A 13,019-nucleotide genomic window follows, 5' to 3' on the forward strand; every position below is an offset into this window, starting at 1 on the left:
GGATGACGGCGGAGACGCTGGCCGCCCTGCTCCTCGCGCGGGCCGAGGACGACCGTCCGGGCCTGCGCTTCGAGGGCGGGACCCGGTCGTGGCGCGAACACGTCGCCGCCTGCCGCTCGACGGCCGCGGCCCTGGACGCCCTCGCCGAGGAACCAGACCTCCGCCCGGCGCCGGCGGGCCCGCCGTCCGCGCCCGGCGGCGCGCTGCACGTCGGGGTGCTCGCCGAGAACGTTCCCGAGCTGCTGGTTCTCATCGGGGCCGCCGCTCTGACCGGGCACGTCGTCGTCGCGCTCAACCCCACCAGGGCGCCGGACGAGCTGATCAGAGACGCCGCCGCCACGGACGTCGCGCTCCTGCTGGGGGACGGGCCGTACGAGGGGCGGGCCCGCGCCGTGGCCGAGGCGCTGGGCGTCCGCTCGCTGCCGCTGGCGGAACTCGCGGCCCAGGCGACGGCCCCGCCCCTGGAGCCGCCGGCGACGGCTGAGCCTGGTGGGCTGGTGATGCTGATCTTCACGTCCGGTACGTCCGGGCGGCCCAGGGCCGTGCGCGTGACGCAGCGCAAGCTCGCGGTCCCCGGCCTGACGCTCGGACGCCTGCTCACCCCCGCCGACGCCGTCTACTGCGCGATGCCCCTGTTCCACTCGGGCGCCCTCATGGCCGCGTACGCCCCGGCCGTCGCGTCGGGCGCGACGCTGGTGCTGCGCAGGAGGTTCTCGGCCTCCCGGCTGCTGCCCGACGTCAGGGAGCACGGCTGCACGTACCTCCACTACGTCGGCAAGGCCCTGTCGTACGTGCTGGCCACGCCTGAGCGCCCCGACGACGCCGACAACCCGCTGCGTGTCGCCTTCGGCAACGAGGGCGGCGCGGTGGCGACCAGGAGGTTCGGGGAGCGCTTCGGCTGCCGGGTGATCGACGCCTTCGGCTCCACCGAGACGGCCGTCTCGCTCGACCCCGACCCTTCGGGCCCGCCCGGGTCGCTCGGCAGGCTCCCCCCGGGCGTCCTGATCCTCGACCCGGCCACCGGGCGCCGCTGCCCGCCCGCCAGGATCGAGCACGGCCGCCTGCTCAACCCCGACGAGGCGGTCGGCGAGCTGGTGAACACCGCCGGGCTCGGCCTGTTCGACGGCTACTACAACGACCCCGAGGCGGAGGCCGAACGGGTCAGGGACGGCGCGTTCTGGTCGGGCGACCTGGCGTACGCCGACGCCGGCGGCCACGTCTACTTCGCCGGGCGCGGCACCGAGCGGCTGCGCGTGGACGGCGAGAACCTGGCCGTCGCCCCGATCGAGGCCGCGCTGCGCGAGTTCCCCGGCGTCGTCGAGGCGGCGGTGTACCCGGTGCCGGACGAGGCGGCCGGAGACCAGGTCATGGCGGCGCTCGTGCTCGACCGCCCCTTCGACCCCGGCGCGTACGCCGCCTTCCTCGCCTCGCGCGGCGACCTGGGCCCCAAGGCGCTGCCGCGCTACGTCCGCGTGGCCGGGCGGCTGCCCACGACGCCGTCCCACAAGGTCGTGAAGAGGGTCCTCGCCAGGGAGGCGTGGCGCACCTCCGACCCGGTGTGGTGGCGCACGCCCGCCGGGCTGCGCCCCCTGACCGCCACGGACGTCATGGCCATCGAGGACGGCTTCGAGCGGCACGGCAGGCGACACCTCCTGGAGGACTGATGGACTTCAACCTGGACGAGACCCAGCAGGACCTGCGGAAACTCGCCGCCGAGATCCTGGACAGGACGGCGGGGGGCGACGACGCCGAGGACGCGCTGCGCCGGGCGGGGCTGCTCGGCGTGTGCGTACCGGAGGAGGCGGGCGGCGCGGGGCTGGGGCCAGTGGAGCTGGCCGTCGTGCTGCGGGAGGTCGGGGCGCGGGCCGCGGCGGTGCCCGCGCTGCCGGTGCTCGCGGGCACGCTGGTGCTGGCCAGGCACGGCACGCCGGAGCAGGCCGCCGTGGACGGGCCGGTCACGCTCGCGCTGCGCGAGCCCGGCCGCGACCTCGCCGACCCGCCCCTGACGACCGCGACGCCGTCGGGCGACGGCTGGCTCCTGACCGGCCGCAAGACGTCCGTGCCCCTTCCCGGCGGCGGGCGGGACGCCGGTCGCGTGACGTCCGTGCCCCTTCCCGGTGGCGGACGGGAGGCCGGTCGCGTGACGTCCGTGCCCCTTCCCGGTGGTGAGGCGTCCGCGTCCCCGCCGCGTGGCGTGGCCGCGCTGGTCAGCGCCGACGCGGGGCTGTTCCTGGTGCGGGAGCCGCCCATGGCGCGTGAGCACGCCTCCACCGGGGAACCCCTCGCCACGCTGACGCTGGACGCCTTCCCCGCCGAACGCGTCGCGGGCCCCGAGGCGGTCACCGCCGCCCGGCAGGTCTACACGGCGGCCGTCGCCGCCCAGGCCGCGGGCGTCCTCGCCGGCGCGCTCAAGCTCACCACCGACCACGTCAGGACGCGCAGGCAGTTCGGCCGCGCCCTGGCCGAGTTCCAGGCCGTGACCATGCAGATCGCCGACGTCTACATCGCCGGGCGGGCGCTCGACGTCGCCCTGTGGTCGGCGGCCTGGCGGCTGGGCGAGGGGCTGCCGGCCGAGGAGGACCTCGCGCTGGCCGCGTACCACGCCTGCCGGGCGTGGGAGGCCGTCCACACCTGCCAGCACCTGCACGGCGGCCTCGGGCTCGACGTGACGTACCCGCTGCACCGCCACTTCGCCCAGGCCAAGCACCTGTCTCACCTGCTCGGCGGCGCCGACGCCCAGCTCGACCTGATCGGAGCGCTCGTCTGATGCTGATCGACCTGACCCCGGCCCAGCGCAGGCTCCGGGACGAGCTGCGCGAGTACTTCCGCGCCTGCCTCACCGACGAGGACCGCAGGAAGATCGCCGACGATCCGTTCGGCGAGGCGTACATGGAGCACTGCAGGCGGCTCGGCCGCGACGGCAAGCTCGGGCTCGGCTGGCCCGAGGAGTACGGCGGAGGCGGCCACGGCCCGCTGGAGCAGCAGATCTTCGCCAACGAGATCGCGCGGGCCGGGGTGCCGTACCCGATCATCACCGTGCAGACCGTCGGCCCCACCCTCATGCAGTACGGCACGCAGGAGCAGAAGGACTTCTTCCTCCCGCGCATCCTGGCCGGGGAGTGCCACTTCGCGATCGGCTACAGCGAGCCGGAGGCGGGCACGGACCTCGCGGCGCTGCGCACCACGGCCGTGCTGGACGGCGACCACTACGTGGTGAACGGCCAGAAGATCTTCACCAGCGGCGCGCACCACGCGCAGTACATCTGGCTGGCCGCCCGGACGAACCCGGAGGCGAAACGGCACAAGGGCATCACCATGATGATCGTCTCCACCGCTGATCCCGGGTTCTCCTGGACGCCGATCGTCACGATGGACGGCAGGCACCACACCAACGCCACCTACTACAGCGACGTCAGGGTGCCGGCGGACATGGTGGTGGGGGAGGTGGACAAGGGCTGGGACCTCATCGTCAACCAGCTCAACCACGAGCGCGTCACGCTCGGCCCGGCCGGGAACCTCGGCCAGACCTACGACCGCTTCCTCGCCTGGGCGCGGCGCGCGGGGCTGGCGGGGCATCCGGACGTCCGCAGGGCGCTGGGGGCGGTGCGGGCCGCGTTCCGTACGAACGAGCTGCTCAACTGGCAGGTCGCCGCGAACATGGACCTCGGCTGGCTGGGCGCCCCCGACGCGTCCGCGACCAAGATCTACGGCTCGGAGCGGATGCAGGAGACCGGGCGGCTGGTCTGCTCGGTCCTGTCCAGGTACGGCGACCCGTCCGACCCGGAGACGGCCGAGCTGATGGAGCGCATGGACCACGCCGTGAAGGGCGCGGTGGTGCTGACGTTCGGCGGCGGCGTCAACGAGGTGCAGCGCGAGCTGATCGCCATGCTCGGGCTCGGCCTGCCGAGGCCGCCCCGATGACCGCCGGGGAGCCCCGGGAGGGCGGGCTGCCCGGCGAGCGGGAGCTGCGCGAGCTGGCCGCCAAGCAGGCGGCGCTGGGGGAGATCCGGGGGACGCCCGCGGCCGACCCGGTCAACGCACCCATGATCAGGCACTGGCTCGACGCGATGGGCGACGAGAACCCCGTCTACCTGGACGAGGGCCTCGCGCCGCCCGCGATGGCGCAGGTCTGGACGATGCCGGGCGTGCGAAGGCGGGCCGGTGACCCCTCGCCGGTGGACGACGTGCTCGCCGCCCTCGACGCCGGCGGGTACACGGGCGTGGTGGCGACGAACTGCCGCCAGACCTACCACCGCTACGCCAGGGTCGGGGAGCGGCTGACGCCCGCCACGAGGTTCACGTCGCTCGCGGGCCCCAAGCGCACGGCGCTCGGCGAGGGGTACTTCGCCACCTGGGACGTCACCTGGTACGCCGAGACCGGCGAGGCGGTGGCCGAGATGATGTTCCGCGTGCTCAAGTTCCGCCCCCCGAGGAACCAGGAGCAGCCCCAGACCGTGGAGCCGTACCCGTTGCGGCCGGCGGTCAGCCCCGACACCGCGTTCTTCTGGGAGGGCGTGCGGCGCGGCGAGCTGCGCGTCCAGAGCTGCGGCGACTGCGGCGAACTGCGCCACCCGCCCGGCCCCATGTGCCCGCGCTGCCGCTCGGGCAACCGCTCGTACGCGGTGGCGTCGGGCGAGGGCGTCGTCCACAGCTACGTCGTCCACCATCACCCGCCGGTGCCGGGTCTCCGCCCGCCGTTCGCGGTGGCCCTCGTGGAGCTGCCGGAGGGCGTCAGGATCGTCGGCGGCGTCGTGGACTGCCCGCCGGGCGACGTGACGGTGGGCATGCCGGTGCGGGTGACCTTCCGCCGGATGGACGACGAGCTGACCCTGCCCCTGTGGAAGCCGAAGGAGCGACGATGACGACCGCCGGCGAGCCCGCCCGCGACGAGGCCGAGGTGGGGGCCGAGCTGCCCGCCCTGTCGATCGACCTCACCCCCACCGTGGTGATCTCCACGGCGCTGGCCACGATGGACTTCACCCCGGTGCACCACGATCCCGCGCTGGCCCGCGCCCAGGGCTCGAAGGACGTCTTCCTCAACATCCTGACGACCATGGGCCTGGTGGAGCGGTACGTCACGGACTGGGCCGGGCCGGGGGCGGTGATCAGGGGCATCGACGTCAGGCTGGGCGTCCCCGCGTACGCGGGGGATCGGCTGACCTTCGCCGGCGCCGTCGCCGCCCGGGACGCGGGCGAGATCACCGTGGAGGTACGCGGCCGGGTGAGCCTGGGCGACCACGCGACGGGCACGGTCACGCTGTCCCTCCCCCGGCGAGGGGAGGAGGGGCGGTGAGCGGCGGGCTGTCGGGGCGGGCGGCGATCGCCGGGATCGGCGCCACCGAGTTCAGCAAGGAGTCGGGCCGGTCGGAGCTGCGGCTCGCCGCCGAGGCGGTGCTGGCCGCGCTCGACGACGCCGGCCTGTCGCCCGCCGACGTGGACGGCCTGGTCACGTTCACGCAGGACGCCAACCAGGAGATCGCCGTCGCCAGGGAGATCGGCGCGGGCGACCTGAGCTTCTTCTCCCGCGTCGAGTACGGGGGCGGGGCGGCCTGCGGGACGGTGGCGCACGCGGCGATGGCGGTGGCGACCGGCATGGCGCGGACGGTGGTGTGCTACCGGGCGTTCAACGAGCGGTCGGGGCGCAGGTTCGGCAGGCCGGACGCGGGGCTGGGCGGCCAGCCGACGTCGCAGGGGCTGGAGATGAGCTGGCACGTCCCGTACGGGCTGGCGACGCCCGCCGCCTGGGTGGCCATGTTCGCCCGCCGCTACCTGCACGTCCACGGGGCGTCGTCGGAGGACTTCGGCCGGGTGGCGGTGGCCATGCGCAGGCACGCCGCGACGAACCCGGCGGCGTGGTTCCACGGGCGGCCCATCACGCTGGAGGAGCACCAGGCGTCGCGCTGGATCGCGGAGCCGCTGCGCCTGCTCGACTGCTGCCAGGAGAGCGACGGCGCGGTGGCGCTGGTGGTGACGTCGGCCGAGCGGGCGCGGGACCTGCGCAGGTCCCCGGCGCTGATCACGGCGGCGGCGCAGGGGTCGGCGGCGGGCCAGATGATGATGACGAGCTACTACCGCGACGACCTGACGGGGCTGCCGGAGATGGGGGTGGTGGGCAGGCGGCTGTGGGAGGCGTCGGGCCTGTCGCCCGGCGACGTCCAGACGGCCATCCTGTACGACCACTTCACGCCCTTCGTCCTGGTGCAGCTGGAGGAGCTCGGGTTCTGCGGGCGCGGGGAGGCGCCGGACCTCGTCAGGGACGGCGGCATCGAGCTGGGCGGCAGGCTGCCGGTCAATCCGCACGGGGGGCAGCTCGGGGAGGCGTACATCCACGGGATGAACGGCATCGCGGAGGCGGTGCGCCAGATCAGGGGGACGTCGGCGAACCAGGTGGGGGGAGTGGCGAACGTGCTGGTGACGGCGGGCACGGGGGTGCCGACGAGCGGGCTGGTCCTGTCGGCGGGGTGAGTGTGCGCGCCATGTTCGCGCTCGACGACCCAGGGTAATCACCCCACTATGGGTGGATATTGGGGGATCTTGGCCCAGCCGGAGTTGAAGATCGACTGGACCCGGATGCCCACCTACAACACGATCATGTCGGTCGCGGCCGGCGTGGGGCTCCTGCTGGTGGTCGCCTTCGGCCGCCGCGTGCTGCGCGGCGACCCCCTGGAGCACGTGGACGGCTGGGCGCTCGCGTTCGGCGCGCTCGGCGCCCTGCTCGCCGCCACCGGGCTGCACATGACGCTCACCTGGCCGCTCGCCGGCCAGGGCTTCCCCTTCGACAACATCGTCTTCGGCGAGCCGTCGCTCGCGTTCGGCACGCTGCTGCTGGCCGCCGCCCTCTACCTGTGGAAGCGGTGGGGCATCACCACGGTCACGCCCGACCGGGGCAGGTTCGTGGCGAGGACGATGGCGCCGATCTCGGTGTTCGTCCTCGCCATGGGGCTGGCCTGCTTCGGCATCGCGGCGGCCGGGTGGACGTACGCGCTGTTCGCCGCGCCGCCCCAGGAGCCCATCAGCGGCGCGTTCGCCCGCTGGCCGCTGCTGGAGGCGTCCTTCATCTCGGGCCTGTACGTGCTCGTCGGCGTGGGGGCGGTGCTGCTCCCTTTCGTGCTGCGCGCCCGCGTCAAGGCGGCGGGGAGCGGCCCCCTCGCCGTCGTGACGGGCGTCTGCTGGGGCGTCGCGGGCGTGGCGTTCACGCTGTTCGGCGCGCTGAACTACTTCACCCACATCGGACTGATCATCAACACCATGTAGGGGCTCAGGGGTGGACCATCATCGGCACCGAGAAGAACACGATCATCGCGATGGCCACGCAGATGAGGAACCCGATGAGCTCCCAGGCCCAGTCGTGGTGCCGCTCCCGCCGCCTGGCCGCCGCCCGCTTGCGCGCCCTAGCGGACGGCTTCCCGGACGGCTTCGCGGACGGCTTTCTCGATGGTGCCGCGGCCTCGGTGGTTTCCGCGGGCTCGGCGGTGTCCGGGGTCTTGGCGGTGTCCGGGGTCGCGCCTTCCGGCGTCCCGGTCACCGCGGCCCCCTGGACGGCCTCCCGCGCCTCGGCCGGGAGCGGCAGCCGGTAGACCGGCTCGTCCTGGCGTGGCGGCGTGGCGGGCCTGGGCGTGAACAGCGGCGCCGGGTGGCGGGACGCCGTCTCCGCGGAGCCCGGGACGTCGCGGATGGCGGGCAGTTCCAGCGTGATCGGCTCGTCGTCGAGCACGTCCGCGGGGACGGGCGCCGACAGGAGGAAGGGCCGCGCAGGGGGAAGGACGTCACCGGTGGCGGGCCCGCTGTCGGACCTGCCTGCCGGCCTGAACGCCTGGAACCCGCCGGACGCGGGCGGCTGGAGGTCGCCGGGCTCCGGTGGTTGCGGGGTGTCGGGCGCGGGCGCCTGGACGGGGCCTCCGCTGGTGAACGGGCGGAAGGGCTCCGGGCTGAGGGGGCGGAAGGTGCCCGGGCCGTCGTCCGGCAGGGGGCGGAAGGCGCCCAGGCCGCCGTCCGGCAGGGGGCGGAAGCTGCCGGGGTCGCCGTCCGGCAGGGGGCGGGCCCGGTCGAGGTCGGCGAGCGGGTCGCGCAGCCTCGGCATGGGCGCGGTGGTGGCCTCGTGGTCGGCGACGTGCCCGGGCGGGCGCGGCGTGAGCAGGTCGGCGGGGAAGACGCCGGTGCTGGTGGCCGGGTCGGTCCGGGCCAGCGGCAGCGGCCAGGCGGGCGGCACGGGCCAGCGTGGCCTGACGAACAGGGGCGCGGGCTCGGCCGGGCGCGACCCGGCGAACTGGACGCGCAGCGCGGCGGGCGGCAGGGGCCACGGCAGGCGGCCGAGCACGTCGCGCAGCGGCGCCACGCCGATGGCGCCGTACACGTCGGCGACCGGTTTCGGCACTCGGATGCCGGTGGAGGCGAGCGCGCCGCCCAGCGCCTGCCTGAACCGCTGGGCGGCGGCGGCCAGCAGCTCCTCGGCGGTGTCGGGGGCGACGTCGAGCGCGACGGCCAGCTCGGCTCCGCTCAGCCCGCACACGGCGCACAGCACGAGCACCTCGCGCTGGTGCGGCCGCAGCTCCCGCAGGCTCCGCTCGACCAGCGCGGACGCGGGATCGACGAGCGGATCGACGACGGGCGGCGCGTAGACGACGTCGCGCAGGCGGATCTGGCGGCGGGCGAAGGCGTAGAGCGCGGCGCGGGGCGGTTCGGTGTCGGGGACGCCGGTGAGGACGGACACCAGGACGTCGGCGGCGGAGCCGAGATCGCCGAGCTGGTCCGCGCAGTACGCGAACAGCCCGGCGGCGTGACGGTCGTAGAGCCGCGCGACGAGCTCGCCGCGCGGGCGCTGACCGGTCAGCGGGTGGGACACGGGGCCGGTTCCTCTGGGTGGACGTGCGGACGCTGACGGTGAGGGACGGCGTCGGAAGATTGTGGAGGTAATCATGCCAAGTCCGCCCGCTTCAGCGCACCCTCTGCTCCGGATTTTCGCGGAAATCGCCCAGCTCAGTGAAGCGCTTAAGGACGGGGCGGGGGGACATATCCGAAACATCCGCCGTAGTCTGGGCGATCAGGAGATCATGCGGCGGTCGTGGCATCGGGGGCCGCGGCCTCGCCCACGAGCGGAAGGTCGCGCGTGATCACATTCGACGAAGTCACCAAACGCTATCCGGACGGCACCGTCGCCGTGGACCGCCTCAGCCTGGAGGCGCCCACCGGCGAGATCACCGTGCTGGTCGGCCCCTCGGGCTGCGGGAAGACGACGTCACTCCGGATGATCAACCGCATGATCGACGCCAGTGAGGGCCGGATCCTCCTCGACGGCGTGCCCGTCGAGGGCATCGACCCGCCGACCCTGCGGCGCGGCATCGGGTACGTCATCCAGCAGGCCGGGCTGTTCCCCCACCGCAAGATCGTCGACAACGTCGCCACCGTCCCCTACCTGCTCGGCTGGGACCGCAGGAAGGCCAGGGACCGGGCGATGGAGCTGCTCGAACGCGTCGGGCTCGACCCGTCGCTCGCCGGCCGCTACCCGTTCCAGCTCTCCGGCGGCCAGCAGCAGCGCGTGGGCGTGGCCAGGGCGCTGGCCGCCGACCCGCCGGTGCTGCTGATGGACGAGCCGTTCAGCGCCGTCGACCCGATCGTGCGCACCAGCCTCCAGGACGAGCTGCTCCGCCTGCAGGCGGAGCTCAACAAGACCATCGTCTTCGTCACCCACGACATCGACGAGGCGATCAAGCTCGGCGACCGGGTGGCGGTGCTGCGGGTGGGCGGCACGCTGGCCCAGCTCGCCGACCCCAAGACGCTGCTGTCGCGGCCCGCCGACGACTTCGTCAGGGAGTTCCTCGGGCACGACAGGGGCATCCGCCGCCTCCAGTTCGTCCCCACCTCCGGACTGGAGCTGCGGACGGACCTGGCCGTGGCGCCGGGCGCGAGCGGCCCCGACGGCGAGCCGTGGCACCTGGCGCTGACCCCCGAGGGCCGGCCCGCCGGCTGGGTCCCCCGCGACGAGCCTGAACGCCTGGAGCGGTACGGGACGTTCGTCCTCGGCCGCGACTCCCTGCGCTCGGCCCTCGACGCCGCGCTGCTGTCGCCGTCGGGCTGCGCCGTGGCCGTGGACGGCGACGGCAAGGTGGTGGGCGTCGCCACCAGGGACGCGCTCGACCGGGCGCTGGCGGAGGCCGCCGATGGGTAGCGGACCCCCCACCCTCTGGGAGTGGATCGCGCGCAACTGGGACACCGGCCGGGCCGACAGCATCAGGAACCTCTTGCTCGACCACCTGGTCATGTCGCTGACGCCCGTGCTGTTCTCGCTGCTGGCCGCGCTGCCGCTGGGCCTGGCCTGTGCCCGGTGGCGCCGGCTGTACCAGCCGACGTCCGGCCTGATGAACGTGATCTACGCGCTGCCGTCGCTGCCGGTGTTCATGCTGCTGATCTCGGTCACCGGCCTGTCGCAGACCACCGTCATCATCCCGCTGACCTTCTACGGCATGGCGGTGCTGATCCCGGCCGTCGTGGACGGCCTGGCCTCGGTGCCCGACCACGTCCGCCAGGCCGCCGTGGCGATGGGCTTCACCCCCGCGCGGCGGCTGCTGACCGTGGAGCTGCCGATCGCCGTCCCCGTCGTGCTGTCGGGGCTGCGGGTGGTCGCCGTGTCGAGCATCAGCCTGGTCAGCGTCGGCGCCCTCATCGGGCAGGGCGGCCTGGGCGGGCTGTTCACCCGGGCCTACCAGAACCCGTTCACCCCGCCCGTGATCGTCGGGATCGTGCTCGTCGTGGCGCTGGCCCTGGTGGCGGACGGCGTCCTGGTCCTCGCGCAGCGGCTGCTCACGCCGTGGGTGCGGGCGAGGAGGCCCGCGTGAGCTGGCTGACGTCGTTCCTCGGCTGGCTGGGGGAGTTCTTCGGCGACCCGGCGAACTGGTCGGGGCCCGGCGGCATCCCGGCCCGGCTGACCGAGCACCTGGAGTTCTCGGCGCTGGCGCTCGCGCTGGCCGTGCTCGTCGCGGTGCCCGTCGGGCTCGCCATCGGGCACACCGGCAGGGGCCAGCTCGTCGTGGTCGTCGCGGCGAACCTGGCCAGGGCCCTGCCCACGCTCGGCGTGCTGGTGCTGTTCGTGCTGCTGCTCGGCACGTCCTCGATCTGGCCGGTGATCATCCCGCTGGTGCTGCTGGCCGTGCCGCCCATCCTGGTCAACACCTACGAGGGCATCAGGGGCGTCGAGCCCGAGCTGCGCGACGCGGCGTACGGGATGGGCCTGCGCGGCGGGCAGGTGCTCGGCCAGGTGCTGGTGCCGGTGGCGCTGCCGCTGATCCTGCTCGGGCTCAGGCTCTCGGCCATCCAGGTCGTGGCCACCACGACGGTGGCGGCGTACACGGGGCTGGGCGGGCTCGGCCGCTACGTGATCGACGGCTTCGCGACCAAGGATTACTCCAGCGTTGTCGGGGGTTCTGTACTGATTGTGGCTTTCGCTCTCGTGGTGCAGGCGGCGTTCACGCTCGTCCAGAGGGTGACCGTGTCTCCCGGCGTGAGCCGGCGACTGAAAGTTCGACAGCCTCCCGCTAGGAAGGAAAACTCACGATGAGACGCATGTTCGGCGGCGCGGCCGTACTGGTGTCCGCGATGCTCGCGCTGGCCGCCTGCGGCGGCGGGGGCGGCACCGGCGCCAACCCCCTCACCTCCGGCAGCGCCGCCCCCAGCGGCTCGGCCACCGCCTCAGGGGCAGGAAAGGCCGTCATCGGGTCCTTCGACTTCGACGAGAGCGTCCTGCTCGCCTCGATCTACGCCCAGGCCCTGGAGGCCAAGGGCGTGCAGGTCGAGGAGAAGCCCCGCATCGGCACCCGCGAGGTCGTCTACGACCAGGTCAAGAGCGGCGGCCTGACCGTCGTGCCCGAGTACAACGGCAACCTGCTCGGCTTCGTCGACCTGCAGAACACGGCGAGCACCACCGACGAGGTCGACGCGGCGCTGAAGGAGAAGCTGCCGCCCGAGCTGGAGGTGCTCGACTCGTCCCCCGCCGAGGACAAGGACACCCTCTCGGTCACCAAGGCGACGCAGCAGAAGCTGTCGCTGACCTCCATGGAGGACCTCGCCAAGGTCTCGAAGGACCTCGTCGTCGGCGGCCCGCCGGAGTTCAAGAAGCGCTGGGAGAAGCGCTTCAAGGACGTGTACGGCATCGAGTTCAAGCAGTGGGAGCCGAAGGGCCCGGCCACGGCCGACGCGCTCAAGGACGGCAGCATCCAGGTCGGCAACGTCTTCAGCACCGACCCGAAGATGACGGCCAACGGCCTGGTGCCGCTGGAGGACCCGAAGCACGTCTTCGCCGCGCAGAACGTCACCCCGCTCGTCTTCAAGAGCGCGGCGGACGACACGGTCAGGACCACGCTGAACGCCGTCTCGGCCAAGCTGACCACCCAGTCGCTGCTGGACATGATGCAGAAGATCTCGGTCAACAAGGACGAGCCCGCTACGGTGGCCAAGGAATGGCTGACCGCGAACGGCCTCGGCTGACCCGCCCGACCGGCGCCCCCGCACACCGGGTGGCGCCGGTGAGCGCGTTCACGGGGGAGTTCAGGGAGGCGATGGCCCAGCTCGCCTCCGGCGTGGCCGTCGTCACCGTACGCGACGGCCGCGACGACGTCGGCGCCACCGTCTCCGCGCTCATGTCCGTGTCGATGGACCCTCCGCTGGTGCTGGTGAGCCTGGCCGGCGCCGGCTACCTCACCGAGGTGCTCCAGCGGCAGGAGCGGTGGGCGGCCTCCCTGCTGTCGTCCGGGCAGGCGGCCGTGGCCAGCCGCTTCGCCGCGAAGGGACGCCCCAGCGCCCGCCTGCTGCTCGCGGGCACGCCCCACCACCGGGGCGAGCACTCGCAGGCCCTGGTCGTCGAGGGCGGCGTGGCCGCGCTGGAGGTCGAGACCGCGCAGGCGGTGCCCGCGGGCGACCACATCCTGTTCGTCGCCCGCGTCCTCGGCGTCCCGTACGTCGAGTCGTCGCTCCAGCCCCTGGTGCGGCTGCGCGCCCGCTACCGCAGCGTCGGCTGACCCGCCCCCGCC

Annotated in this window: 13 protein-coding genes; 12 read left to right on the top strand and 1 reads right to left on the bottom strand. The window is 73.9% G+C overall.

From position 1 onward, the window contains the following. Window positions 1-2 precede the first annotated feature (2 nt). The 7 genes from BMX74_RS31045 to BMX74_RS31075 all read left to right on the top strand — a co-directional run bounded on the left by BMX74_RS31045 (window position 3) and on the right by BMX74_RS31075 (window position 7,254). Window positions 3-1,664, top strand: a complete 1,662-nt coding sequence (locus tag BMX74_RS31045; RefSeq protein ID WP_091104160.1) for an AMP-binding protein — start codon at window positions 3-5, stop codon at window positions 1,662-1,664. Then, the gene (locus BMX74_RS31050) at window positions 1,664-2,767 is read left to right on the top strand and encodes an acyl-CoA dehydrogenase family protein (RefSeq protein WP_055505245.1); all 1,104 of its coding nucleotides are present in this window, start codon (window positions 1,664-1,666) and stop codon (window positions 2,765-2,767) included. The genes BMX74_RS31045 and BMX74_RS31050 overlap by 1 nt, the downstream gene beginning before the upstream one ends. Then, the gene (locus tag BMX74_RS31055; protein WP_055505244.1) at window positions 2,767-3,921 is read left to right on the top strand and encodes an acyl-CoA dehydrogenase family protein; all 1,155 of its coding nucleotides are present in this window, start codon (window positions 2,767-2,769) and stop codon (window positions 3,919-3,921) included. The genes BMX74_RS31050 and BMX74_RS31055 overlap by 1 nt, the downstream gene beginning before the upstream one ends. Beyond that, on the top strand, window positions 3,918-4,862 hold the full coding sequence (locus tag BMX74_RS31060) for a bifunctional MaoC family dehydratase N-terminal/OB-fold nucleic acid binding domain-containing protein (protein WP_091104161.1): 945 nt from the start codon (window positions 3,918-3,920) through the stop codon (window positions 4,860-4,862). The genes BMX74_RS31055 and BMX74_RS31060 overlap by 4 nt, the downstream gene beginning before the upstream one ends. Then, window positions 4,859-5,293 (top strand): MaoC/PaaZ C-terminal domain-containing protein, encoded by a 435-nt coding sequence (locus BMX74_RS31065; protein ID WP_091104163.1) that lies wholly within the window; start codon window positions 4,859-4,861, stop codon window positions 5,291-5,293. Before BMX74_RS31060 ends, BMX74_RS31065 begins: the two co-directional genes overlap by 4 nt. Next, complete coding sequence (locus BMX74_RS31070; RefSeq protein ID WP_055505242.1) at window positions 5,290-6,465, top strand: lipid-transfer protein; 1,176 nt, start codon at window positions 5,290-5,292, stop codon at window positions 6,463-6,465. The genes BMX74_RS31065 and BMX74_RS31070 overlap by 4 nt, the downstream gene beginning before the upstream one ends. Window positions 6,466-6,534: 69 nt before the next feature. Beyond that, window positions 6,535-7,254: a DUF981 family protein gene (locus BMX74_RS31075; protein ID WP_236714883.1), complete on the top strand. Its 720-nt coding sequence runs from the start codon at window positions 6,535-6,537 to the stop codon at window positions 7,252-7,254. Between the two features lie 4 nt (window positions 7,255-7,258). Here the strand turns inward: BMX74_RS31075 and BMX74_RS46370 are convergent, their stop codons facing one another. Then, complete coding sequence (locus BMX74_RS46370) at window positions 7,259-8,842, bottom strand: sigma factor-like helix-turn-helix DNA-binding protein (RefSeq protein ID WP_055505240.1); 1,584 nt, start codon at window positions 8,840-8,842, stop codon at window positions 7,259-7,261. Window positions 8,843-9,106: 264 nt separating this feature from the next. Between BMX74_RS46370 and BMX74_RS31085 the strand changes: the two genes are divergently transcribed. The 5 genes from BMX74_RS31085 to BMX74_RS31105 all read left to right on the top strand — a co-directional run bounded on the left by BMX74_RS31085 (window position 9,107) and on the right by BMX74_RS31105 (window position 13,007). Further along, complete coding sequence (locus tag BMX74_RS31085; protein WP_091104164.1) at window positions 9,107-10,165, top strand: ABC transporter ATP-binding protein; 1,059 nt, start codon at window positions 9,107-9,109, stop codon at window positions 10,163-10,165. Continuing rightward, window positions 10,158-10,832 (top strand): ABC transporter permease, encoded by a 675-nt coding sequence (locus tag BMX74_RS31090; RefSeq protein ID WP_055505238.1) that lies wholly within the window; start codon window positions 10,158-10,160, stop codon window positions 10,830-10,832. The genes BMX74_RS31085 and BMX74_RS31090 overlap by 8 nt, the downstream gene beginning before the upstream one ends. Beyond that, window positions 10,829-11,551, top strand: coding sequence for an ABC transporter permease (locus BMX74_RS31095; protein ID WP_082535195.1), 723 nt, complete (start codon window positions 10,829-10,831; stop codon window positions 11,549-11,551). The genes BMX74_RS31090 and BMX74_RS31095 overlap by 4 nt, the downstream gene beginning before the upstream one ends. After that, on the top strand, window positions 11,548-12,477 hold the full coding sequence (locus BMX74_RS31100; protein ID WP_091104166.1) for an ABC transporter substrate-binding protein: 930 nt from the start codon (window positions 11,548-11,550) through the stop codon (window positions 12,475-12,477). The genes BMX74_RS31095 and BMX74_RS31100 overlap by 4 nt, the downstream gene beginning before the upstream one ends. Window positions 12,478-12,548: 71 nt before the next feature. Further along, the gene (locus tag BMX74_RS31105; protein ID WP_420538152.1) at window positions 12,549-13,007 is read left to right on the top strand and encodes a flavin reductase family protein; all 459 of its coding nucleotides are present in this window, start codon (window positions 12,549-12,551) and stop codon (window positions 13,005-13,007) included. Window positions 13,008-13,019 lie beyond the last annotated feature (12 nt).

It is taken from the genome of Nonomuraea pusilla (assembly GCF_900109355.1).
GTDB classification, from domain to species: domain Bacteria; phylum Actinomycetota; class Actinomycetes; order Streptosporangiales; family Streptosporangiaceae; genus Nonomuraea; species Nonomuraea pusilla.

Bases quoted from the DNA above. Each gene is read 5' to 3' on its own strand.
- BMX74_RS31045 (WP_091104160.1), top strand. From the start codon at position 3: ATGACGGCGGAGACGCTGGCCGCCCTGCTCCTCGCGCGGGCCGAGGAC.
- BMX74_RS31050 (WP_055505245.1), top strand. From the start codon at position 1,664: ATGGACTTCAACCTGGACGAGACCCAGCAGGACCTGCGGAAACTCGCC.
- BMX74_RS31055 (WP_055505244.1), top strand. From the start codon at position 2,767: ATGCTGATCGACCTGACCCCGGCCCAGCGCAGGCTCCGGGACGAGCTG.
- BMX74_RS31060 (WP_091104161.1), top strand. From the start codon at position 3,918: ATGACCGCCGGGGAGCCCCGGGAGGGCGGGCTGCCCGGCGAGCGGGAG.
- BMX74_RS31065 (WP_091104163.1), top strand. From the start codon at position 4,859: ATGACGACCGCCGGCGAGCCCGCCCGCGACGAGGCCGAGGTGGGGGCC.
- BMX74_RS31090 (WP_055505238.1), top strand. From the start codon at position 10,158: ATGGGTAGCGGACCCCCCACCCTCTGGGAGTGGATCGCGCGCAACTGG.
- BMX74_RS31100 (WP_091104166.1), top strand. From the start codon at position 11,548: ATGAGACGCATGTTCGGCGGCGCGGCCGTACTGGTGTCCGCGATGCTC.
- BMX74_RS31105 (WP_420538152.1), top strand. From the start codon at position 12,549: ATGGCCCAGCTCGCCTCCGGCGTGGCCGTCGTCACCGTACGCGACGGC.